20 protein-coding genes are annotated in these 20,008 nt (G+C 60.2%); 7 read left to right on the top strand and 13 right to left on the bottom strand.

Annotation, left to right across the window (positions count from 1 at the left end):
- The first annotated feature begins 403 nt into the window (after positions 1–403).
- Together HMPREF2792_RS11505 and HMPREF2792_RS11500 are read left to right on the top strand one after the other, a co-directional pair.
- The gene (locus tag HMPREF2792_RS11505) at positions 404–1,210 is read left to right on the top strand and encodes a HipA family kinase (protein ID WP_070533733.1); all 807 of its coding nucleotides are present in this window, start codon (positions 404–406) and stop codon (positions 1,208–1,210) included.
- A 1-nt stretch (position 1,211) separates the two neighbouring features.
- Positions 1,212–2,063 (top strand): DUF3037 domain-containing protein, encoded by an 852-nt coding sequence (locus HMPREF2792_RS11500; protein WP_070533731.1) that lies wholly within the window; start codon positions 1,212–1,214, stop codon positions 2,061–2,063.
- Positions 2,064–2,158: 95 nt separating this feature from the next.
- Here the strand turns inward: HMPREF2792_RS11500 and dnaB are convergent, their stop codons facing one another.
- The 8 genes from dnaB to HMPREF2792_RS12775 all read right to left on the bottom strand — a co-directional run bounded on the left by dnaB (position 2,159) and on the right by HMPREF2792_RS12775 (position 10,065).
- Positions 2,159–3,583, bottom strand: a complete 1,425-nt coding sequence (gene dnaB / locus HMPREF2792_RS11495; RefSeq protein ID WP_010187892.1) for a replicative DNA helicase — start codon at positions 3,581–3,583, stop codon at positions 2,159–2,161.
- 640 nt (positions 3,584–4,223) lie between these two features.
- Complete coding sequence (rplI, locus tag HMPREF2792_RS11490) at positions 4,224–4,676, bottom strand: 50S ribosomal protein L9 (RefSeq protein ID WP_070524218.1); 453 nt, start codon at positions 4,674–4,676, stop codon at positions 4,224–4,226.
- 46 nt (positions 4,677–4,722) lie between these two features.
- Complete coding sequence (locus HMPREF2792_RS11485) at positions 4,723–5,313, bottom strand: single-stranded DNA-binding protein (RefSeq protein WP_010187897.1); 591 nt, start codon at positions 5,311–5,313, stop codon at positions 4,723–4,725.
- A gap of 51 nt (positions 5,314–5,364) precedes the next feature.
- Entirely contained in the window at positions 5,365–5,655 is a 291-nt protein-coding gene (gene rpsF, locus HMPREF2792_RS11480; RefSeq protein ID WP_180952128.1) for a 30S ribosomal protein S6, read from the bottom strand.
- Between the two features lie 148 nt (positions 5,656–5,803).
- Entirely contained in the window at positions 5,804–5,986 is a 183-nt protein-coding gene (locus tag HMPREF2792_RS11475; RefSeq protein WP_070524214.1) for a hypothetical protein, read from the bottom strand.
- A complete protein-coding gene (locus tag HMPREF2792_RS11470; RefSeq protein ID WP_070533729.1) occupies positions 5,983–7,374 on the bottom strand; it encodes a glycosyltransferase family 87 protein in 1,392 nt (463 codons plus the stop codon). Before HMPREF2792_RS11470 ends, HMPREF2792_RS11475 begins: the two co-directional genes overlap by 4 nt.
- 26 nt (positions 7,375–7,400) lie before the next feature.
- On the bottom strand, positions 7,401–9,629 hold the full coding sequence (locus tag HMPREF2792_RS11465) for a transglycosylase domain-containing protein (RefSeq protein ID WP_070533727.1): 2,229 nt from the start codon (positions 9,627–9,629) through the stop codon (positions 7,401–7,403).
- A 76-nt stretch (positions 9,630–9,705) separates the two neighbouring features.
- Positions 9,706–10,065, bottom strand: coding sequence for a DUF5318 family protein (locus tag HMPREF2792_RS12775; protein WP_083303768.1), 360 nt, complete (start codon positions 10,063–10,065; stop codon positions 9,706–9,708).
- Between the two features lie 170 nt (positions 10,066–10,235).
- Between HMPREF2792_RS12775 and HMPREF2792_RS11460 the strand changes: the two genes are divergently transcribed.
- From HMPREF2792_RS11460 to HMPREF2792_RS11450, 3 genes are all read left to right on the top strand, one after another.
- Complete coding sequence (locus tag HMPREF2792_RS11460) at positions 10,236–10,715, top strand: MarR family winged helix-turn-helix transcriptional regulator (protein ID WP_070524207.1); 480 nt, start codon at positions 10,236–10,238, stop codon at positions 10,713–10,715.
- Between the two features lie 84 nt (positions 10,716–10,799).
- Positions 10,800–11,783: a universal stress protein gene (locus HMPREF2792_RS11455; RefSeq protein ID WP_070533726.1), complete on the top strand. Its 984-nt coding sequence runs from the start codon at positions 10,800–10,802 to the stop codon at positions 11,781–11,783.
- An 11-nt stretch (positions 11,784–11,794) separates the two neighbouring features.
- Positions 11,795–12,277, top strand: coding sequence for a hypothetical protein (locus HMPREF2792_RS11450; protein WP_070533724.1), 483 nt, complete (start codon positions 11,795–11,797; stop codon positions 12,275–12,277).
- Here HMPREF2792_RS11450 and HMPREF2792_RS11445 read toward each other — a convergent pair.
- Both HMPREF2792_RS11445 and HMPREF2792_RS11440 read right to left on the bottom strand, forming a co-directional pair.
- Complete coding sequence (locus HMPREF2792_RS11445; protein ID WP_070533722.1) at positions 12,274–13,203, bottom strand: oxygen-dependent tRNA uridine(34) hydroxylase TrhO; 930 nt, start codon at positions 13,201–13,203, stop codon at positions 12,274–12,276. The genes HMPREF2792_RS11450 and HMPREF2792_RS11445 overlap by 4 nt on opposite strands.
- 53 nt (positions 13,204–13,256) lie before the next feature.
- Positions 13,257–14,753, bottom strand: a complete 1,497-nt coding sequence (locus HMPREF2792_RS11440) for a DUF1846 domain-containing protein (RefSeq protein ID WP_070524200.1) — start codon at positions 14,751–14,753, stop codon at positions 13,257–13,259.
- Between the two features lie 77 nt (positions 14,754–14,830).
- Here HMPREF2792_RS11440 and HMPREF2792_RS11435 point away from each other — a divergent pair, with 77 nt between their 5' ends.
- Positions 14,831–15,640, top strand: coding sequence for an Fpg/Nei family DNA glycosylase (locus HMPREF2792_RS11435; protein ID WP_070533721.1), 810 nt, complete (start codon positions 14,831–14,833; stop codon positions 15,638–15,640).
- 11 nt (positions 15,641–15,651) lie between these two features.
- Positions 15,652–17,241 (top strand): NAD(P)H-hydrate epimerase, encoded by a 1,590-nt coding sequence (locus HMPREF2792_RS11430; protein ID WP_070533720.1) that lies wholly within the window; start codon positions 15,652–15,654, stop codon positions 17,239–17,241.
- A gap of 142 nt (positions 17,242–17,383) precedes the next feature.
- On the opposite strand, the gene HMPREF2792_RS11425 is transcribed toward HMPREF2792_RS11430, so the two are convergent.
- From HMPREF2792_RS11425 to HMPREF2792_RS11415, 3 genes are all read right to left on the bottom strand, one after another.
- Positions 17,384–18,208, bottom strand: a complete 825-nt coding sequence (locus HMPREF2792_RS11425) for a YwaF family protein (protein WP_070533719.1) — start codon at positions 18,206–18,208, stop codon at positions 17,384–17,386.
- Between the two features lie 80 nt (positions 18,209–18,288).
- Positions 18,289–18,936 (bottom strand): ABC transporter ATP-binding protein, encoded by a 648-nt coding sequence (locus HMPREF2792_RS11420; protein ID WP_070533717.1) that lies wholly within the window; start codon positions 18,934–18,936, stop codon positions 18,289–18,291.
- Complete coding sequence (locus HMPREF2792_RS11415; RefSeq protein ID WP_070533715.1) at positions 18,936–19,931, bottom strand: ABC transporter permease; 996 nt, start codon at positions 19,929–19,931, stop codon at positions 18,936–18,938. Before HMPREF2792_RS11415 ends, HMPREF2792_RS11420 begins: the two co-directional genes overlap by 1 nt.
- Positions 19,932–20,008: the final 77 nt, after the last annotated feature.

Raw genomic sequence — 20,008 nt, 5'->3', positions numbered from 1 at the left:
GGACAAAGTCACAAAGAATGGTCGCACCAACAAAAAGTGGACTATTCTGAAAATCCAAAAGGAGGAAAAGACCCGTGACGCTCAAGAACCGGACTCAGGCTAATAGGTCCAAACCCGATTCATCACGCTCAAAAAGGTCATCGATATCTACAGTGTTATCCTCCTAGCCCTCGGCATCGTCTCTGGAATCGTCGCGTTCAGGCTAACACTCACTACGGAACTGAGCACCCTAACCCTCATCCCATCGGTCGTAGCCGCCACTACTGGCGCTCTAAACCTCACGACCACAAAACGGCCGCGGTAGACACAGATAATCCCCGAATAGGCAACTACGCCCAAATTTCCTGTTCCCATTAGACCCGCAGGCTTGTACTCCGCTCACCCCTCTCGCAAAGGCTTTGCAATGAACACCAACAACGTCATCTCTATCGATGCCCGACGCAGCCGTGAAGAAAAGACCTACCTACAAATCCCCGGAAGAGTCGCCTTCCACACTGGCACCCGGCCGTTCCTCGGCAAGGCCGACGACGGCAACGAATACTGGTGCAAACGCATAGAAAGTGACCATGGGCGCGAAGCCGTAGTCAACGAAGTTGCTGCAAGCATCGTCGGTCTGCGCCTGGGCGCCCACATCCGCCCATGGAAAATTATCTACGTCCCCGAGTCACTACACGGACACATGATTGGAGAATCAATATGGAGATACAGGCTCACCGGGACTCCACTCTTCGGCTCGCTCAATCTCCACACTGCTACACTGCACCAAGGGTTCGGAGTCATCCCCTACGTTAACGACGACGCCAACTACAACCACATCCCGAAGCTGATAGCACTGTGGTTGTTGTGCAATGTTCAGGAAGACCTCCAAATCCTCACGGACAACGATGACGATAACTCCATCTGGTCCATCGACCACGGGCTCTGGTTCGACTCGGAGCCCTACCCTTGGCAACTAACCCCGCCAGAACGCGCAGGCGGCACCGCACGCATTCCTCTACTGCGCACCGAAATTCCCAACAGCTCGTGGGACAAAGCCATCAACGCACTCGACAACCTCGACACCACCCTACGAGAAGAATTGCAAGAAGCACTACCAATAGAATGGGCAATACCTGCGCATGAGACTGACAAACTCATGAACTACGTCCTCTCTCGCAAGGACTACGCTCGGGAGCTCCTACGCTCGTACAAACACCGCAAAGGACAATGACATGAGATTCGACTACTGGACCGTAAGCGTGGTTCCCCGCCCCATGGGCATCACCACGATCGGCGTCGGTGTCATCGTCATCGATGCCGCAACAGGCGAAACAAAGAATCATTTCCGCTCCGACCGCGGTATCCACCACGATTCCGACTTTCCCGAGGCCATCCGGCGAGCCCTGCAACATTTCAAAGCCGACCTCAAGAAGCTGACAACGACAACCGAGCCGCTCAACCTTGACGGGCAACACACGCTGTCGAGCTATCTCGAATTCATTAGCGGACACTGGAACAACCTCATCAAGGTTCACCCCATGCAAAGCATGGACGCTGCAAACCTCAATGAGGCCACCGACCTACTGTTTTCGACCCTCATTGGCGAAGCCCCCACCGGCAAGCATCAACAAGACGTCAGACAGGTACGACGCTTTATCCGCAAACAATACGAGCAACTCCCAAGCCTGGAAAAAGCAACCATCTTTGACGCCGACGTCCAAGTTGCCCGGCGCGAGCTGGATCTAACTTTGGCGGTTGTCGATGATGAGGAAGTTATCGAGCTTAATCAGGCATTTAACTTCCGGTCTTCTGATGCGAATATCACGCGCGCGGCCATTGATTCTTGGACGCTCAAGGTGGACAAGTTGCAGCAGGCGGGCGGTGAGCTTACTGCTGGTGAGACTTTAATCTCTATTCCTCGCGAATTGGATATCGTCGCTGTCACCACATTGCCGAACTCGTCAGCGCAGAAGAAGAACTACCAGCAGTTCCGTGAATTTTGTGGCGATCTCGATATCTCGATGCTGACGATGGAAGAAATTCCGCAGCATGCAGCCTCACTCAATAGGCGCTTAGCCTCTTAAAAAGCACGCTCCCCCGTACCTGGAAAGTCAGGTCCTAGTCTTAGTCATTCTCAGCCCACGGTTGGGTGACCCCAACGCCGTGGTGGACCTGTGATTTAACCATGCGCCATGTTGACGAACTTGGAGTAGTGCAGCTGGTGCGCCACCTTCACTGTGTCGATCGGTCCGCCACGGTGCTTTGCCAAGATGATGTCCGCCTCACCGGCGCGGGGATCATCGCGGTCCTGTGAGTCCGGGCGATACAGGAGCATAACCATGTCGGCGTCCTGCTCGAGCGAGCCGGATTCACGCAGATCCGCCAGCTGTGGCTTCTTATCGGTACGGGACTCTGGGCCACGGTTTAGCTGGGAAATCGCGATGAGCGGGACCTCGAGCTCCTTGGCCAGCAGCTTGAGCTGGCGGGAGAACTCCGAAACCTCTTGCTGGCGGGACTCCACCTTCTTGCCCGAGGACATCAGCTGCATATAGTCCAGCACAATGAGGTCGAGCCCGTGCTGCTGCTTGAGGCGGCGGGCTTTCGAGCGAATCTCCATCATGGTGAGGTTCGGGGAATCATCGATGAACAGGGGCGCATCCTGGATGCGGTTGAGGGTGTCATCGATCTTTGCCCAGTCCTCAGTCGATACGCGTCCACCGCGCATATCCGACAGCTTCACTTCCGCCTCCGCCGACAGCAAGCGCATGACGATTTCCGAGGCGGACATCTCCAAGGAAAACACCACGGAGGTCTTGTTGTGCTGCAGAGATGCCGAGCGCATGAAGTCCATGGCGAGCGTTGACTTGCCCACGCCGGGGCGGGCGGCGACGATGATCATCTGGCCGGCGCGCAAGCCATTGGTCAGGTTATCCAAGTCGATGAACCCGGTGGGCACGCCCGATTCCACACCGTTTTGCTGCAGGGCGGCGAGTTCGTCGATAGTGGGATCGATAAGATCGCTCAGTGCCCGGTAGTCCTCGGTGGTCTTCTTCTGTGCCACCGCGAAGACTTCCTGCTGGGCGCGGTCCAGAACCGATTCGATCTCCATGTCCTCGGAACCTTGGAAGCCGAGCTGGACAACTCTGGTTCCGGCGTCGACCAGCTTGCGCAGCACCGCCTTTTCCGCCACGATCTCCGCGTAGTAGCGAGCGTTGGCGGCAGTCGGCACCGTGGCCAGCAGGGTGTGCAGATAGGGCGCGCCGCCGACCCGCTCGAGGTTGTTGTAGCGATCGAGCCGAGCTGCCACGATCACCGCATCAATATCGGTGCCCGCGGCATAGAGGTCAATCATGGCCTGATAGATGAGCGTGTGCGCGGGGTAGTAAAAATCCTCCGGCTCTAGCTCTTCAATGACCTCCATCACCGTGTTCGGGCTCAAGAGCATAGCGCCAAGAACGCCCTGCTCCGCTTCCCGGTCCGCGGGTGGCTGGCGGAATTCGCCGTAACGCTTCGGCTCCTCCTGACGGTAGGAGCGGCGGGGTTCCTCCTCTACCGGTTCAGGCGGCGGTGGAACCTGATCGTCATCAAAACTGGCATTAGTCATTGTCCATCAATCCCACCGTTCATCGATCCCACCCTGACCGCCCCTGAAAATCTCAGCTTCTATCCGCGCCGGACGGCCAGGCTTTAAGGCAGTGCCAAGCGGCAACCGCGCGTAGTACACAACAGTGTAGCCGAGGCAATGGACACTGCCCCTTGGGCATAACTCCCACAGTTATCCACAGATCCCTGTGGAATTACCAGCTCAGCGGACGAAAACTCCGCAAAGCACGAGGTCAGTCCTGTGGATAACTCTGCAAGCTTGTGACCAGCACAGATAATTACCGCAGGTCAGAGCCTGTTTTTCGAGGTGTGAATATACGCACAAAACCCGTGAAAAAGTAGGGTCTTCAACCCGAAATAGGCGCTACCTGCGGGTTAACAAAAGGCGGCGTGAGTAAACTCACTGTAAACTGCACGCAGGTTTATCCACAGGTTCCGCGAGTTATCCACATGCCGTGCTTGGCGACGATTCCCCACCCCGCATGCCTAAAACGGCTAAAGGCCGTACACCTTCCACCACCTCACATAGTGGGAGGAGCACGGCCTTAAACCTTGCTGTTGTCTGAGGGTCACTTACTGGCGTACCATCGCCGCGCCTCACACGCGGCTGGACGGAGGGTGACCGTCGTGCGCCTTAGTTCTTAGGCAGCGACGACCGAGAAGTTCACCTTGCCGATAACGTCAGCGTGCAGCTTCAGCTCGACTTGGTAGTTGCCGGTCTTCTTGACCAGGCCCTTGGGAAGCACAACGATGCGCTTGTCCAGCTTCGGGCCGCCAGCGGCGGCAACGGCCTTCACGATGTCCTCTGCGGACACGGAGCCGAAGAGCTTGCCGGACTCGGAGGTCTTCACGGGGACGTTGACGTCCTTGAGCTCCTCCAGCTGGGTACGGATCTCGCGTGCATGGTCCAGGTCGCGGATTGCGCGAGCTTCCTGGGCACGCTTGATGCCCTCGATCTGCTTCTCAGCACCGCGGGTGGCAACGATTGCCAGGCCGCGCGGAAGCAGGTAGTTACGTCCGTAGCCGTCCTTAACCTCTACAATTTCGCCGGGGGCGCCGAGGTTCTCAACGGCAGCGGTGAGGATCAGCTTCATGATCCCTGCCTTTCAATTGAGTTAAATGAATACTTGCGTGACAGTCTTAGAACGGGGGTTCTGCATCCGCACCACCAAAGCTTCCCGCTTGGGGTGCCGAATTCCACGGATCGTTGCTCGGAGCCGACTGCTGGGACTGCTGCGGGGCAGAAGACTGGGACTGGTTTCCAGAGAAACCACCCTGGTTTCCGGAGAAACCGCCTTGGTTGCCGCCGCCGTAGTTAGCACCACCCTGCTGCTGGCCGCCGCCATAGTTTCCGCCACCGTTGCCGGACTTGCGGTTTACCTGAGCGGTTGCATAACGCAGGGACGGGCCGACCTCATCGACCTCGATCTCAAAGACAGTACGGTTCTCGCCCTCACGAGTCTGGTAAGAGCGCTGACGCAAACGGCCAGTAACAATAACGCGCATGCCCTTGGTCAGGGTCTCCGCAACGTTTTCTGCGGCTTGGCGCCACACGTTGCAGGTGAGGAACATGGCCTCGCCATCCTCCCACTGGGAAGTCTGCTGATTATAGCGACGCGGGGTGGAGGCAACACGGAAATTTGCCACTGCGGCACCCGCCGGGGTGAAGCGCAGTTCCGGGTCGGCGACAATGTTGCCAACGACCGTGATATTGGTATCTCCCTGAGCCATGTCTTTACTCCTTAATATCGGTTACGTGGATTGCTCGAAACCCAGTATCCGCTATTTGCTGTCGGTGCGCAGAACCTTGGTACGCAGAATGGAGTCGTTCAGGTTCAGACGGCGATCGAGCTCGAGAACGGAGTGGGATTCGCACTCCAGATCCACGACTGCGTAGATGCCCTCTTCCTTCTTGTTGATCGGGTATGCAAGACGGCGCTTGCCCCACACGTCAACCTTTTCGACTTTGCCGCCATCCTTGCGGATTGCTTCGAGGAACTTGTCTAGGGACGGGGTTACGGTGCGCTCATCCTGATTGGGATCCAGAATGATCATGACTTCGTAGTGACGCACGGACCTCATCACCTCCTATGGTCTAGTAATTGGTATCGGCCATATCACCTTTGCGGATATGGCAGGAGGGTCTGTTGCGTCAAGCAACCCTCACACAGTACCGCACTGACCGGCGGAAAAGGAAATCCCTTGTCTCCTCGGCCGCCCCCTAGTGAGTCGCGGCGACGAAGATTGCCGAACTCGCAGGTATCACCGTAAGGAAAAGCAGAGCCAGCAACCCCAGCATGATGGGCCAGGTTCGGTCTTCAGAACGCTGAAACAGGTAATAGGCACCCAATACGCACAAGAAACCTATCGTGATGGAGATGATGCCCACGATTGTTATGGTCATCGCGCAAAGTCCCCCGCCAGTGGATCCCTGCCACCGTGCGCGGCACGAACCTTGTCTTCCGACTTGCCCCACATCTGACGGATGATGAGCACGCCGATGGCGATGATGAAACCATCCCGGGTGATCACCGCGATGTCCAGCATCTCGTGCGGCAGGCCCTTGTTCTCCGAGCCGAGCATGTGCCAGGTGAGGATGGGCCAGAGGAGGGCGTCGGCAAGCGCCCAGCTAAAGATGAGGCGCCACCGTGGCAGCGCCAAGAGCGCCGGGACAATGAGCCACAGCGAGTATTGCGGCGACCACACCTTATTGAAGATAAGGAAGGCCATGATGATGAGGTAGATCATCTCAGCCACCCGCGGCGCACGCGGGGTTTTAAGCCCCATGACGGCGATTGCTGCGCAGCTCACAAGGAAGGCCACGAGGGAGAAGGTGTTGAGGAATTCGGCCTCAAAGCTCACGTTCGTAACGCGAGTCAGGAGTGCGTAGATCGTGGTCCACTCCGCCCCACGCTCTTGGTTGAGCCGGAAGAATTCGCGCCAAGCTTCGGGGTAGGCCACCGCCACGGGAAGGTTCACCACGAGCCACGTCGCAATAGTTGCCACGAACATCTTGATGAACGGCGACCAGCGCTTGTTGCGGATGGCCAGCACCAGAAAGGCACCCAGAATAAACAGGGGCCACAGCTTAAAGGCCGTGCCGAGCCCGATGAGGATGCCGGCGAGCCAGTTCTTACGCTTGGTCACCGCAAGCAGGGCGCCGACCATGAACGCCACCGACGGGATGTCCCAATTGGTAAAGGCATGCATGACCACGAGGGGGCTAGCTGCCATGAGGACGGTGTCCCACGCCCGGTTGCCCGTGAGCTGGAAGACCATAACCACGGTGCCTACCCACACGAGGGACATGATGAGCGCGGTCAGCCCGAAGTACCAACTGACATCGGCAATCCCAATCCACTCGACGGCCGGGTAGGTGGTGCGCGCCAGCCAAGCGACGGCGCCCTGGAACATGCCAGCCAACACGGGGTACTCCATGTAGCGCGTGATATCCCCTTCAACCCAGGAATAGGCGTAGGGGAAGCCCGGCTGGTCTAGTCCACGGCCCCCGTAGAGCGGGATGATGTCGTTGTAGCAGAAGGACGTGTACTGACGGTTACCGTCCCAATTCAGGCTAATGAGGCCATCCTCGCCCTTGCGACTACCGGCACAGGTTGCCTTACTCAAGAACCCAAACGCCAGGAATGTCCACGCCAGCGTGATGATCACTCGCAGTGGAGTCCACCACCCGGAGTGGGCCGAGCGAGCAAAACGCCCCGTCGACCCGCCCAGGGCGTCGACGGCGCCGCGGGCCATCGACTCAGAAGAGAGAGGGACTAGCTGAGAAGTCATGTGTTGGCTCACCAGGGATCAGTCTCCTATTGGCCAAGTAGTTGGTCGAGGCCATCTCCATTGAGAATCTCATCCAGCGAGGGGACCTCAGGGTCGGCGGGCTGAGCCGGTTGCTCAGGCTGGGCCGGCTGCGCCGGGGCATCACCATGCCCCTCCTCATGGTGTTGGCCTTCCTCTGGTTTTGCCTCGCCCTCGCCCTCAGCGGCTTCGCCCTCCGGGCTTGCCGGGGTCTGGTCCCACGTCGTGGTCTGGCTCGGGTCATAGACATAGCCCGAACCCCAGCTGCCGACGCCGTAGTTGATCGGATAGGCCTGCGGGAAGGTCTGCTGCTCAGCATTAGCCAGAGAGGTGTCCAAGATGGACTTCCAGATCTTCGTCGGCGAGTTGGAGCCGTACATGATGCCGCCCCACTGATTAAAGATTGCGGAGGTGTTGTCGGCCGTGCCTACCCACACTGCTGTAGCCAGCTGCGGCGTGGAACCGACCATCCACGCATCCTTGTTCTGGCCCGTATCGCCCAGCTGCGTCGTACCAGTCTTGGAGGCAGACGGGCGTCCGCCAGCTAGCGCACCATTGGACCATGCGGCAATTGGCTGCATCGCGGAGATCACGTTGTTGGCCACGTTGGCGGAGACACGGCGTTCACCGCCGTCGGTCGGGTTCTCGTAGAGGACTTCGCCGGCAGCGTTTTCTACCTTTTCCACGAAGTGCGGCTGATGCCATATGCCTTGGTTGGTCAAGGTGGCCATTGCCGTCGCTATATCGAGCGGACGCGACTGGTACTGGCCCAGCACGATGCCCTCGTACGGCGTTCCACCATTTTCAGTGAGGGTCTTTTCAATCCCCGGAAGACTGCGCGGCACGCCCAACGCATGCGCCATATCCGCGGTGTCCTGCGTCTTGTTTTCCAAGTCATCCTGGAGGCGCAGGAAGGACGTGTTATAAGAATTCTTCATTGCCTCAGCGATGGAGCAGCTACCGCAGCCGGCACCCACGTCGTTGGTCACGAGCTGCGATCCAGGCAGCTGGTAGGGCGCCGAGGAGTAATAAGTATTGAGATCGATGCCCTGCTGGAGCGCTGCGGCCAGGGTCATAATCTTGAAGGTTGAACCTGTCTGCAGCGGGGAATTGGCATAATCCCAGCCGTTGGAATCGTCACCGCCGTAGTAGCCGCGCACAGCACCCGTGGCCGGGTCAATGGTGACCGCCGCTGCACGTGCATCTTCCTGCAGCACTCCCAGCTCTGCATGAGCAGCATCCGTCGACGCATTCTGGACGGTCATATCAATGGTTGTCGTCACCTTCAGGCCACCAGTGGCCAGCTGATCCTCAGTGATGCCCACACGGGACAGCTCATCGATGACCTGGTTCTTGATGTGGCCGTAAGCGCCGGGCGCCTCGGTGTAGGCGGAGTATTCGCTTGGATCACGGGTCTCCGGGAAAGCCATCTGGGAACGCTCAGCCGCATCCAGATCGCCCATCTCAACCAGGCCGTCCATGACGTAGTTCCAGCGGTTCTGCGAGCGTTCCTCATCCACCCACGGATCCAAGACCGATGGAGACTGGATGAGGCCGGCGAGCATGGCACCTTCCTCCACGGTGAGGTCCTTGGCGTCCTTATTGAAGTAGGCATTGGAGGCAGCCTCGATGCCGTAGGCATTGCGGCCGAAGTACACGGTGTTGAGGTAGGCGTTCAGGATGTCCTCTTTGGCCCACTCATTGGTCATCTTCACCGAGTAGATGAGCTCACGGATCTTGCGGACGTAGGAGTATTCGTCACCCACCAGGGTGTTCTTCACGTATTGCTGGGTGATGGTGGAACCACCACCGGCGGTGCTATCACCCGTGAGCTTGCCCAAGACGGCGCGGCCCAGACCAGTGAAGGAAAAGCCCGAGTTGGTCCAAAACTCACGGTCCTCGGCGGCGAGGACCGAGTCCTCTACGTAATCCGGGATCTCATCCAACGTCACCTGACGGCGGTTACCTTCCGGCGGAACGAGCTTGGCCAACTGAGTTTCACCATCGCCGGCGACGATGGTGGAGATCTGGCTCGGCTGCAGCTCCTTGGGGCCGGGGACGTCGTATTGCGTATACGCGTAGCCGAAGAGCAGGGCGGGAATGCCCACTAGTACAAACAAAACAGCCAGCACGATCCACGGCCAGCGGCGCTTGCGGCCGGACGAACGCTGAGCGCTCTGTGAGGTGCTCTTCCTGCGATTACCTGACTTTCGCCCGGAGGTTTCCTTTTCGGTCACTGATCCGTGTCCTCATCAATCCTGTACAGAAACTGTAAATACATGCAGCTTACCGGCGTGAACTGGGAAGCCAAAACTACCCTAGAGCATAGACCGTGGCAGCTCGAAGCAGATGATTCCAGCGGCACGCCGGACACACTTCCACAAAATGCACGGTAAATTCCAGCCCTTCTGCGGCCATGTCCGCAATTTCCGCAGCGCTCCGCGCACTTCCCGCCCGGCGTTTTAAAGCATCTCCATAAACCCAACGGGTCAGCCGCATTTCTGAACCGCACACTGGGCACGGCTTGCGCATGTCGACGCCATGGTGTTCCGCCGCCGCGCGAAGGAGAAAGTCGGCATCACATAGCTCTTCCCGCGTCACCTTTCCCGCGCGAAGCTCGCGCAGATGCTGTGCACGCTCCCATTCATAAGAGACTTCGTTGCGGTAGGCCACTGCGGACCTTGTCTTTGCAGACTCTGCCTTTGACGGAGAATTCACGCCGGACAGTGTAGTGCCGGCGGCGTCAACAATCTAGGCCCTTTCATAGTGCTTCGCAGTGAGAAACCAAATTTTTTAATCGGCTAACTACCGCTCCGCGAAATTACTAGCTACACTTATTTTCCATGAGTGAAGAAACTATCGAATCCCCCATCCCTTACGAGGATGCCCTGGAAGTCGCCCGCCAGATCCAGCCCGCGCTCAACAAACTCATGCTCATTTTCCAGCGCACGACAGAGGGCACATCCCTCACCACGTCGCAGGTCTCCATCATGAACCAGCTGCGCATGCGCGGCCCTTCGCGCGTGAGCACCATCGCCCAGGCAGAGCTCATCCGGATGCCTACCGCCTCCAATGCGCTGTACCAATTGGAACGCCAAGGTTTCGTGGAACGCCACCGCGACGAGAAGGACCGCCGCGGTGTCCTCGTCGCCCTTACCCAGCTCGGTGAATCCGAGCTGACCATCGTCTCTCGCCAGCGTGCGGCGGCTTTGGCAGAGATCCTGCGTTGGCTCGATCCGGACGACATCAAGGATGCCAACTCCCTGGTTAACCTGATCTCCAAGCTGGCCGATGTCTACCGGCCAATCATGGAAGGAAAATAGACCAAAAAGCGCCGGTAGAGCGGATTTTTATTTTAAGGCGTGAAGGGCCGATAATGAATAAAACGACCCCGAACCTTTTGATGAATGGCTAAGAATTCTTCACACCCCGCGGAAGGACAGTGCTCCCCAGACGCCACGGTCCCTCCGCTCCGCGTCCTTGTTTCGTGGAGCCCCAGCTCCACCGGCACGGAAGCTATCGAGTTTGCCGCGTGGATCGCGCGTTCCACGCCCGTTCAGATCCGCGTGGTATCTACTATTTCGCAACCACTCACCGTGACGTCGCTCAGCAAGCTCACCGGTTCCTACAAAAAGTGGTTCAAGAAAGAGCGCGCCGCCTGCGAGCGGGCCGTCAAACAGGCATTGAACGCAGCAGGGGTAGACAAGTCCCAACTCGATAAGAACGTCTCCGTTCTCATCGCAGGGCCCTCGCGCCCGCAGCTCTTGGAGGAGGCGGCCAAGGAATTCAACGCAAGCGTCATCCTCCTCGGCGCAAACCAATCCGCACCCAAGGGCCGTTTCTTCTCGGGCTCTACCGCCGATGCGCTTTTGCATTGTGCGCCGCTTCCGGTGGGCTTGACTCCACGCGGCATCAAGCTGTCCAAGCACGGCATTACCCGCATTAATTTTGCTTTCACCGATCTTGGCAGCGCCGATGATCCCGCTCTCATGCACGCGGCCTGCATTGCGCAGCGCGGCGGTATCCCCCTGCGAATCCTGGCGTTTTCAGCCAAGGGGCTTGTCGACGTCCCCCTCGAATACTCCCCCACCTTTCCTTCCGATGCCCCCAATTGGCGCGAGCATTCGCTTTCGTTGTTGGACCGGGCCCACGATTTCATCGCGGATGCCTACCCCGAGCTTTCGGTCACGACGGCCATCGGCAGCGGCCATGGCTGGTCCGGCGCGGTGGACTCGCTGAAGTGGAAGAAGGGCGACCTCCTCTGCTTAGGCTCCGACCCCATGGGCCCCATCGAGCGCGTCTTCATCGGCAGCACCGCCACCGAGCTGCTCCCGCACTTGGGCGTGCCCGTGCTGGTCTGCCCCAGCACCTACACCGCCGAAGCGCGTTAGACTGGCAGACCATGGCAGCTGAGCACCCCGAAAACGATCTCACGTCCGACGCGGACTATACGAACCTGCCTCGCCCCGAGCCCCGCACATTTGACGAGCTTGCCGACGAACCCGACCCCCTCGCCGTCGCCGAAGCCAACCGCCGCTCCTCGCGCCAAGCTCTGTGGTTTATGATTGCCATCCTTATCGGCTCAGCGCTCTATGCGCTTCTCCTCGCGGGCATCTTTAAAGTCGCCGGAACCACGACCAACTGCCTCCGCGCCGAGTATGCCGCCTGGCTCTGCACGAGGACCCAGCGCACCGTGTTCGCCACGACGACGCTGATCATCCCCTTCATCGGCATGATCGGCTGCGCCGTCATCATGGTGCGCAAGCTCAAGGCCTATGTGCGCTGGCGCGGTTGGATGGCCATCTTCTGGGTCATGGCCGGCAACTTCATGATCTGGTGTATCAACGATATCCAGATCCTGCTCGCCCCGGTTATCGAAAACTAGCCCTGCGCCTGGGCGGCTGCCACCTCGGCGCAATCCGGCCGGCCGCAGTGCTGTGTTTCCACATGCTGGATGCAGTCATCGCAGATGAGCACCTGCTTACGGCACGTGTCCTCATTAATGCAGTTATGGAACGTGTTGGTTCCCGCCCCGCAATGCACGCAGTGGCCCAGCTGAATGAAGCCCGGATCCTCTAGGCCCTGGCCAAACTCGTGGTGCATGCGCTTATCAAAGACGTACATCGAGCCTTCCCACAGGCCATCGTTGCCGTACTTTTCGCCGTAGCGCACAATGCCGCCGTCGATTTGATAGACCTCGTTGAAGCCTCTGTTCTTCATCAGCGCTGAGAGGATTTCGCAACGGATGCCGCCCGTGCAGTAGGAGACCACGGGCTTGTCCTTCATCCAGTCATATTTTCCGGACTCGATTTCGGCGATGAAGTCATGCGTCGTGCGCACGTCCGGCACCACGGCATTCTTAAACTTGCCGATTTCCGCCTCCATGGCATTGCGTCCGTCGAAGAAGACGACCTCCTCGCCGCGCTCTTCTACTAGCTTGTTGACCTCTTCGGGTTTGAGGTGAACGCCGCCGCCGATGACGCCATTCTCATCCACCTTGAGCTCACCCGGCGCGCCGAAGGCCACGATCTCATCGCGCACCTTAACCGAGAGGCGCGGGAAATCCTCCGCACCGCCTTCGGACCACTTGAACTCCATCTTCTTGAAGCCCGGGTACTCGCGGGTTTCGCGCACGTAGCGCTTGCAGGCCTCCATGTCCCCGCCCACGGTGCCGTTGATGCCGTGCTCCGAAATGAGGATGCGGCCCTTCAGCCCGAGCTTCTCGCAGAGGTTACGCTGCCACAGCATGATCGCGGTGGGGTCCTCAATGGGAGTAAAGCAGTAGTAGAGGAGAATCTTGCCAATAGTCACGCCCGCAAGTCTAGGCCTGCTAATGGCAAGATCCCCAATTTTTCGGTGGAGTCTCAGCGCTTCTGGTACAGCGCGCTCTTGCGGGCAAAGACCGGATCGGAGGTCACCAGGACACCTAGGTTGCGGAAGATGCCCTCATCCACGGAACCCAAGATGGTGGTGGTGTGGACATCGCAGCCCTCGAGTTCCTTCAGTGCGTCGAGCGCGCGGCGGGCGTTCTCGTCCTTGGCCGCGGAGACAGAGAGTGCGATGAGCACCTCGTCGGTGTGCAGGCGCGGGTTCTGCGAACCCAGATGCTTGGTCTTCAGCGTCTGGATCGGCTCGATGGATTCCGGCGAGAGCAGGTGCAGGTCATCGTCGATACCCGCCAGGTGCTTGAGCGCATTGAGCAAGGTGGCCGCCGAGCAGCCCAGGAGTGGAGAGGTGCGGCCGGTGATGATGGTGCCGTCGTGAAGCTGCAGCGCGGACGCCGGGCCGTCGGTCTCCTCCGCCTTCTGACGCGCCGGGAGCACCACCGGGCGGTCGGTGGACTTGATGCCGGCCTTCGCCATGACCACGGCGGCACGCTCGGACTGCGTAGAGTCGAGGCCGTTGCGGGCCTCCTCCACCAAAGTCTTGAAGTAGCGACGGATGATTTCCTGCCGGGAGGCCTCGCGGCAGACCTCGTCGTCGGTGATGCAGAAGCCCACCATGTTCACGCCCATGTCCGTCGGGGACTGGTAGGGAACGGTGCCGGTCAGGCGCTCCAGCAGGGACTTCAGCAGCGGGAAGGCCTCGACGTCGCGGTTGTAGTTCACCGTGGACTCGCCGTGCGCGGAGAGGTGGAAGTGGTCGATGACGTTGGCGTCGTTAAGGTCCACCGTGGCTGCCTCGTATGCCAGGTTCACCGGGTGGTCGAGCGGCAGGTTCCAGATGGGGAAGGTCTCAAACTTGGCGTAGCCCGCCTGCACGCCGCGCACGTTCTCGTGGTAGACCTGCGATAGTGCGGTAGCCAACTTACCGGAGCCCGGCCCCGGCGCGGTGACCACCACGAGGTCACGGGTGGTCTCCACGTAGTCGTTCTTGCCCAACCCCTCCTCGGAGACGATGAGGTCGATGTTGGCGGGGTAGCCCGGGATGACGCGGTGGCGCGCCACCGTCAGCCCCAGGCGCTCGAGGCGCTCGATGAAGGCCTCCGCCTGGCTGTTGCCGTCCTCGAGCTGCGTCATGACGATGTTATTGACAAGGAAGCCGCGGCCCCGGAAGACGTCGACAAGCCGCAGCACATCGTCTTCGTAGAGGATCCCCAGGTCACCGCGCATCTTCTGGCGCTCGATGTCCTTTGCGTTGATGCAGACGAGGATTTCTACGTCATCTTTGATGCGCTCAAGCATCGCAATCTTGTTATCCGGGGTGAAACCGGGCAGCACGCGGGAGGCATGCATGTCATCGAAAAGCTTGCCACCCATTTCCAGGTAAAGCTTCCCACCGATTTCTTTGCGTCGAGCGTTGATGTGCTCCGACTGCAGCTCAATGTATTTTTCACGGTCAAAACCGATTGCGCGCCCCATAGTATTTAGGCCCTTCCGTTCAACGGGTAGTACCCGGAAAGTCTACAGCAGCACTGCCCCCGCGTAGACTTCCTGACATGCCTGAGGGACACGTTATTCACCGCCTTGCTCGGACACTCAATGCGGACTTTCGCGGCGCGCCGCTGGCTGTGAGCAGCCCCCAGGGCAGGTTTGCTGCGGAGGCCGCGCTTGTCGACGCCTCACCCCTCTCCCTCGCCGAAGCCTTTGGCAAGCACCTCTTCCTCCACTTCGATGCGGACAGCCCGCGCCACGTGATTTACATCCATTTGGGGCTCATTGGGTCCCTGCGCTTTGAGCCTTCCGCTGATGTGTGGGGGCAAATCCGGCTGCGCATCGATAACGGAACGATGGCCGCGAACCTGCGCGGCCCGCAGTTCTGCACACTCATTACGGAGGAGGAGTACCAGGCCAAGGTGGCGAAGGTGGGCCAGGATCCGCTGCGTGAGGATGCTGACCCCGATGCCCTGTGGGCCCGGGTACATGCCTCACGCCGCAGTATCGGCGCGATGCTCATGGACCAAGGCCTCTTCGCCGGAGTTGGCAACATCTACCGCGCCGAGGCGCTCTTCCGCCAAGCACTCTCCCCCTTCATCCCCGGCAGTCAGCTCGACCGCGCCGAGTTCGATGCAATCTGGTCTGACTTGGTAGGTCTCATGGATTACGGCGTGGAACACGGCCGCATCGACACCGTCCGCCCAGCCCATACCCCGGAGGCCATGGGCCGCGAGCCGCGCAAGGACGACCACGGTGGCGAGGTCTACGTCTACCGCCGCGCCGGGCAGCCCTGCCATGTGTGCGGCACGGAGATACAGGAGAAGGTCATACAGGGCCGCAACCTCTTCTGGTGCCCTACCTGCCAGGGCTAGACTCGTAGGGTATGCGCCCTGCTTATACCGTTGCCACTGTTCGTGCTGCTGAAGAGCAGCTTCTAGCCCAGCAATCGGAGCCGGATCAGCTCATGAAACTTGCCGCCGCAGCGGTGGCGGAAGCTGCCACCTCGATGCTGGCTGCTCACCCCGGCGCGGTTGTCATTCTCGCTGGGCCGGGCGGCAATGGCGGCGATGGACTCTTTGCCGGCGCGCTCTTGGCCGAGCGTGGTATCACCGTCCATGCCCTAGTCCCCGAGAAGCACCACGAGGCAGCACTGGAGGCCTTCCTCGCCGCGGGTGCCACGGTCCTTCCTCCTATGTCCGCGCTGCCGACAGGCACCGCACTGCTTATCGACGCTATCGCGGGCCTCGGTTCCGCCCGTGGCCTGACCGGCGCCGCGCTGTCGCTCTACCGCGAGGCCACTGCTACCAGCGTGCCCGTTGTCGCCGTCGATATGCCCACAGGTGTTGATGCCGATACCGGCGTTGTCGCCGCGGATGCTGTCGAGGCCAATGTCACCGTCACGTTTGGCTCACCGCGACTGGGCCACGCGTTGGCCGCTGAATGTGGACAGGTGGTGGTCTCCGACCTCTTCTTACCCGGCGCACCTTCCTTCGCTGAGGCCCTCGCTGAGCTGGATAATCCTGCCGCATTCATCGCCCATGAACCCACCGTTCCGACGCCCTGGGAGTGGCTCCCGGGCGAACTCGATCTTCCTGGCGGGCGCCTCACTCGTCCCTGGCCCGTCGGTTGCACCGGCCCCATGACCGATCCCACTCCCGCCGCGCGTTCCGATAAGTATTCCGGTGGCGTCGTCGCCCTCGCTGCCGGCAGTGAGGCTTACCCGGGCGCGGGCATTCTGTGCGCCACCGCGGCGGTGCGGGCCACGCCGTCGATGGTGCGCTTCATCGGCGATAACACCATTACCGCGCTTCTCCCCGAGCTGGTCTGCCACCCCGATGTCGTCTCCGCTGGGCGCGCCCAGGCGTGGGTCGTGGGTCCCGGCCGCGGCACCGATTCGGCGGCGGCCTCCGAACTGCGAAAGGTACTGGCACAAGGTCTGCCCACCGTCATCGATGCCGACGCCCTCACGCTTCTGGCGCGCAACACCTCCTTGCGCCGGACAGTCACCGATCATCCGCTGACCATCCTCACCCCACACGAAGGCGAATTCACCCGCCTCTACGAGGCCACCTTCGGCTCTTCGCCCGATGCGGCTACCGGCTGGAGCCGCGCCCTCCGCGAGCTAGCCGAGGAACTGAACAGCATCATCCTGCTCAAAGGCCGCCTCACCCGCGTCACCGCACCCGGCCAGCCGCAGTACTCCTTCAATTCCGGCCATTCCTATGCCGCGACTCCCGGCTCCGGCGACGTGCTCTCCGGCATCCTCGGTGCGGTCATGGCTCAGCTTTCCGCCACCGCGCCCGCCGCATCCCCCACTGAGGTCATCGCCGAAGTTCTCCACGCCGGGGCCATCCACGCGCACGCGGCGGCCATCGCGGCCGAAACCCCCGACGGCTTCGCGCCCTGCTCGTCCTCCCAGATCGCCGCAGCCATCCCACAGGCCATTGCCCGGCTCCTCAACGCGGAGCGCTAGCTCCGCTACTAAGTACGTTTCGATCAAATAGCACCCCAAAAATCCGAAGATCTGGGGCCTTATTTGATCGATCCGTACCTGGCCGCCGCCGTCTTGGTACGTTTTCGCAACGAAGCCCTAGAATTTCGCGATTTGCGGGCCACTATTTACGAAAACGTACAGTGGCCCGGCGCAGGATCCCGGACGCAGTACCGACGGACTTGCGCAGCAGTCCCCGAGTGCCCACCGGCACGGTTCCGCGACGCAGCGAGGTGTTTTCCCACGGCCACGTCATTCCGGCCCATGCTGCCGCGACGGCAAGAGTCTCTGCCGCGATGTAGCCAGGCCAGGGACCCAGCAGGTTGATGATGGAGGGACTGCCCGGCGCGTGGTTGAGGAAGCCGTAGTTGCCGTCTGTCTTGGCGTTGACCGCCATGGCGATGGCCATCCAGATGGGCGTGACCTTCACGGCAAAGCGGTAGCCTTTCCACGTCGGCCGATAGCCTAAGCCAAAGGTCAGACCCAACGGCACGGCGAGGGCCACGATGTGGAAGAACCAGTAGGTGCTAAAACGCAGCCAGCGCGGGGCAAAGTAGTAGATGACATCCGGGGTGATGATGGCCTGCGGGTTAAGGATGATGCCCCAGAAATACGTCAGGGTCAGCGCATGCTCGTTGCCGGTAATAAGGCCGAGCGCCAAGATGGGACGCAGCACGTCACAAAGGTGCAGCGGGAGGGACTCCCGGATATCGAACTGGGAAGGGTCCAGGGAAATAACTGTCCATGCGGTGCCGAGGACCAAAAGGACCCAGCCGACCATCTGGCGGACGAACTTTTCACGGCTTGTGCCTTTAACGCGGCGAGCGCCGACGATAAAGACACCGCAGGCAGCGATGGTAATCGTCAACATGAGCGCATGCAGCGGGGTCCATTGTTGCATGCGCTCATAGTCGGTAGGGGTTACCCGTAGGCGGCGAGGTCGAAGCATATCGAAGTACTAATGTACTCCGTACTCGCCTGGTTCGGGCACCGAGGAGGAAAATTAGTTCCTTGAATTAATAGCGAGGGCTAGGCCGCGACCTCCGAGTAAGCGGAAACCTTGCCATCCTTGACTTCGAGGACACGGTCAGCGTAATCAAGCAGGCTACGGTCGTGGGTAATGAACAGGGTTGCGGTGTCGAAGTCTTCGGTAACACCGCGCAGAAGCTTGGCAATCTCACGCGAAAGCTTGGAGTCCAAGGCAGAGGTCGGCTCGTCCGCCAGCAACACGGACGGCTGGCCCATAAGAGCGCGGGCAATGTTGACGCGCTGGCGCTGACCACCAGACAGCTGGTTCATACGGCGGTTACCAAAGTCCTCAAGGCCCACGAAGCTTAAGAGCTCATCGGCACGATCCTGGCGTGGCTTTCGGCCTTCCAAGTGGTCGATGATGAGTAGTTGCTCACGCGCGGTCAGAGATGCAATGAGGTTGGCCTGCTGGAAGATGAGGCCGCGGGTGCCGTGCATCTCGACGGTTCCGGAATCAGGCTCGATGAGGCCGGCGGCTACGGATAGCAAGGTCGATTTGCCGGAGCCGGACTCACCAATGACAGCGGTGAGCTCGCCAGGCTTCACGTCTAGGCTCACACCATCCAGAGCGGTAACACGGGACTCGCCGTCGGGGTAGGTCACCACGATGTCGCGAAGGGACAGAGCAGGAGTAGCAGTGGTAGTCATTAGGCGTTGCCTCCTAGGGCGTCGAGCGGATTGATCTTGGATACGCGGCGGGTGGCGAGGAAGGCACCGGCGATGCCGAGCAGCCAGATGCCGAGTGCGGGAACGATGACCGTCATTACAGAAACCTCGAAGGGCACGGTGCCCTGTGCGGCGAGGCCCAGCAGCCAGCCGACGAGCGCGCCGGCGCCCACACCGGCGGCGAGGATGATGGCCGCCTGGGCAATAGCGTCCTTGAGCAAGTACGTCACGCTGGCACCAAGAGCGCGGAGGATGGACAGGTCACGGGTGCGCTGGATGGTCCAGATGCTGAGGAAAGCAATGGTCACCAGGGCGGAAATGCCGTAGAGGAATGCCTGCATGGTGAGCAGGGAACCGCGCTCCGAGCTATAAGCCGGCAGGCCAGACAGGGCCTTAGCCATCGAGACGGAGCTATCAGTCGGTTCCGCGCTCAACAGGGCAACACCCACCATGTCCTCGCGGGCGTGGGAGACCTTCTGCCAGGTGGCGGTGTCTACCCATACGACCGGGGAGTGGGAGTAGTACTCATCCGGCACCGCGCCGCGCACGTCCAGATCCACGCCACCGAGCGTGGCCTGGGAAGGCGCGTTCATCTCCTCGTCGATAGATTCGCTCAGAACCATGCCGCGATCCGGGATGAGGGTGTCCGTACCGGGGATCTCAGTACCAGCCGGCAGACCGAAGACAGCTACGCCGCCCTGTCCGTCAAGCTTGGTCTGGGTAGCGCCCAGCGGGATAGCACCAGCGGTGACGTCTTCAGCGAAGATTTCTGATTCCGTAAAGGACGGGTCCTCGGTAGAAAACGTCACGTTCGGGGTGTTTTCACCGAGCGCCTCCAGGGCGGACGTATTTTGCTTGGACAGGCCTTGGGTCAGGCCGGACAGCATAACGAGCAACAACGTAATTAGAGCCACGACGCCGCCGATCAGGAAGAAACGACCACGGGCGGTGACTATCTCTCTCAATGCAAGGAACATAGTATTCATACTGCTCACGCGCGAAGAGAAAGTAATCGGGTACCTAGTTGAACCTTCACTCAACCAGTTGGTTGATT

Source organism: Corynebacterium sp. HMSC068H04 (assembly GCF_001811255.1).
GTDB lineage: Bacteria > Actinomycetota > Actinomycetes > Mycobacteriales > Mycobacteriaceae > Corynebacterium > Corynebacterium hesseae.
Note: the sequence above shows the minus strand (reverse complement) of the source record. Positions and strands in the feature narration are given on the sequence as shown.

Bases quoted from the DNA above. Each gene is read 5' to 3' on its own strand.
- HMPREF2792_RS11450 (WP_070533724.1), top strand. From the start codon at position 11,795: ATGGCAGCTGAGCACCCCGAAAACGATCTCACGTCCGACGCGGACTAT.
- HMPREF2792_RS11460 (WP_070524207.1), top strand. From the start codon at position 10,236: ATGAGTGAAGAAACTATCGAATCCCCCATCCCTTACGAGGATGCCCTG.
- HMPREF2792_RS11440 (WP_070524200.1), bottom strand. From the start codon at position 14,753: ATGGGGCGCGCAATCGGTTTTGACCGTGAAAAATACATTGAGCTGCAG.
- HMPREF2792_RS11470 (WP_070533729.1), bottom strand. From the start codon at position 7,374: ATGACTTCTCAGCTAGTCCCTCTCTCTTCTGAGTCGATGGCCCGCGGC.
- HMPREF2792_RS11455 (WP_070533726.1), top strand. From the start codon at position 10,800: ATGGCTAAGAATTCTTCACACCCCGCGGAAGGACAGTGCTCCCCAGAC.
- HMPREF2792_RS11475 (WP_070524214.1), bottom strand. From the start codon at position 5,986: ATGACCATAACAATCGTGGGCATCATCTCCATCACGATAGGTTTCTTG.
- HMPREF2792_RS11425 (WP_070533719.1), bottom strand. From the start codon at position 18,208: ATGCTTCGACCTCGCCGCCTACGGGTAACCCCTACCGACTATGAGCGC.
- HMPREF2792_RS11435 (WP_070533721.1), top strand. From the start codon at position 14,831: ATGCCTGAGGGACACGTTATTCACCGCCTTGCTCGGACACTCAATGCG.
- HMPREF2792_RS11485 (WP_010187897.1), bottom strand. From the start codon at position 5,313: ATGGCTCAGGGAGATACCAATATCACGGTCGTTGGCAACATTGTCGCC.
- dnaB (WP_010187892.1), bottom strand. From the start codon at position 3,583: ATGACTAATGCCAGTTTTGATGACGATCAGGTTCCACCGCCGCCTGAA.
- HMPREF2792_RS11415 (WP_070533715.1), bottom strand. From the start codon at position 19,931: ATGTTCCTTGCATTGAGAGAGATAGTCACCGCCCGTGGTCGTTTCTTC.
- HMPREF2792_RS11430 (WP_070533720.1), top strand. From the start codon at position 15,652: ATGCGCCCTGCTTATACCGTTGCCACTGTTCGTGCTGCTGAAGAGCAG.
- HMPREF2792_RS11505 (WP_070533733.1), top strand. From the start codon at position 404: ATGAACACCAACAACGTCATCTCTATCGATGCCCGACGCAGCCGTGAA.
- HMPREF2792_RS11500 (WP_070533731.1), top strand. From the start codon at position 1,212: ATGAGATTCGACTACTGGACCGTAAGCGTGGTTCCCCGCCCCATGGGC.
- rplI (WP_070524218.1), bottom strand. From the start codon at position 4,676: ATGAAGCTGATCCTCACCGCTGCCGTTGAGAACCTCGGCGCCCCCGGC.
- HMPREF2792_RS11420 (WP_070533717.1), bottom strand. From the start codon at position 18,936: ATGACTACCACTGCTACTCCTGCTCTGTCCCTTCGCGACATCGTGGTG.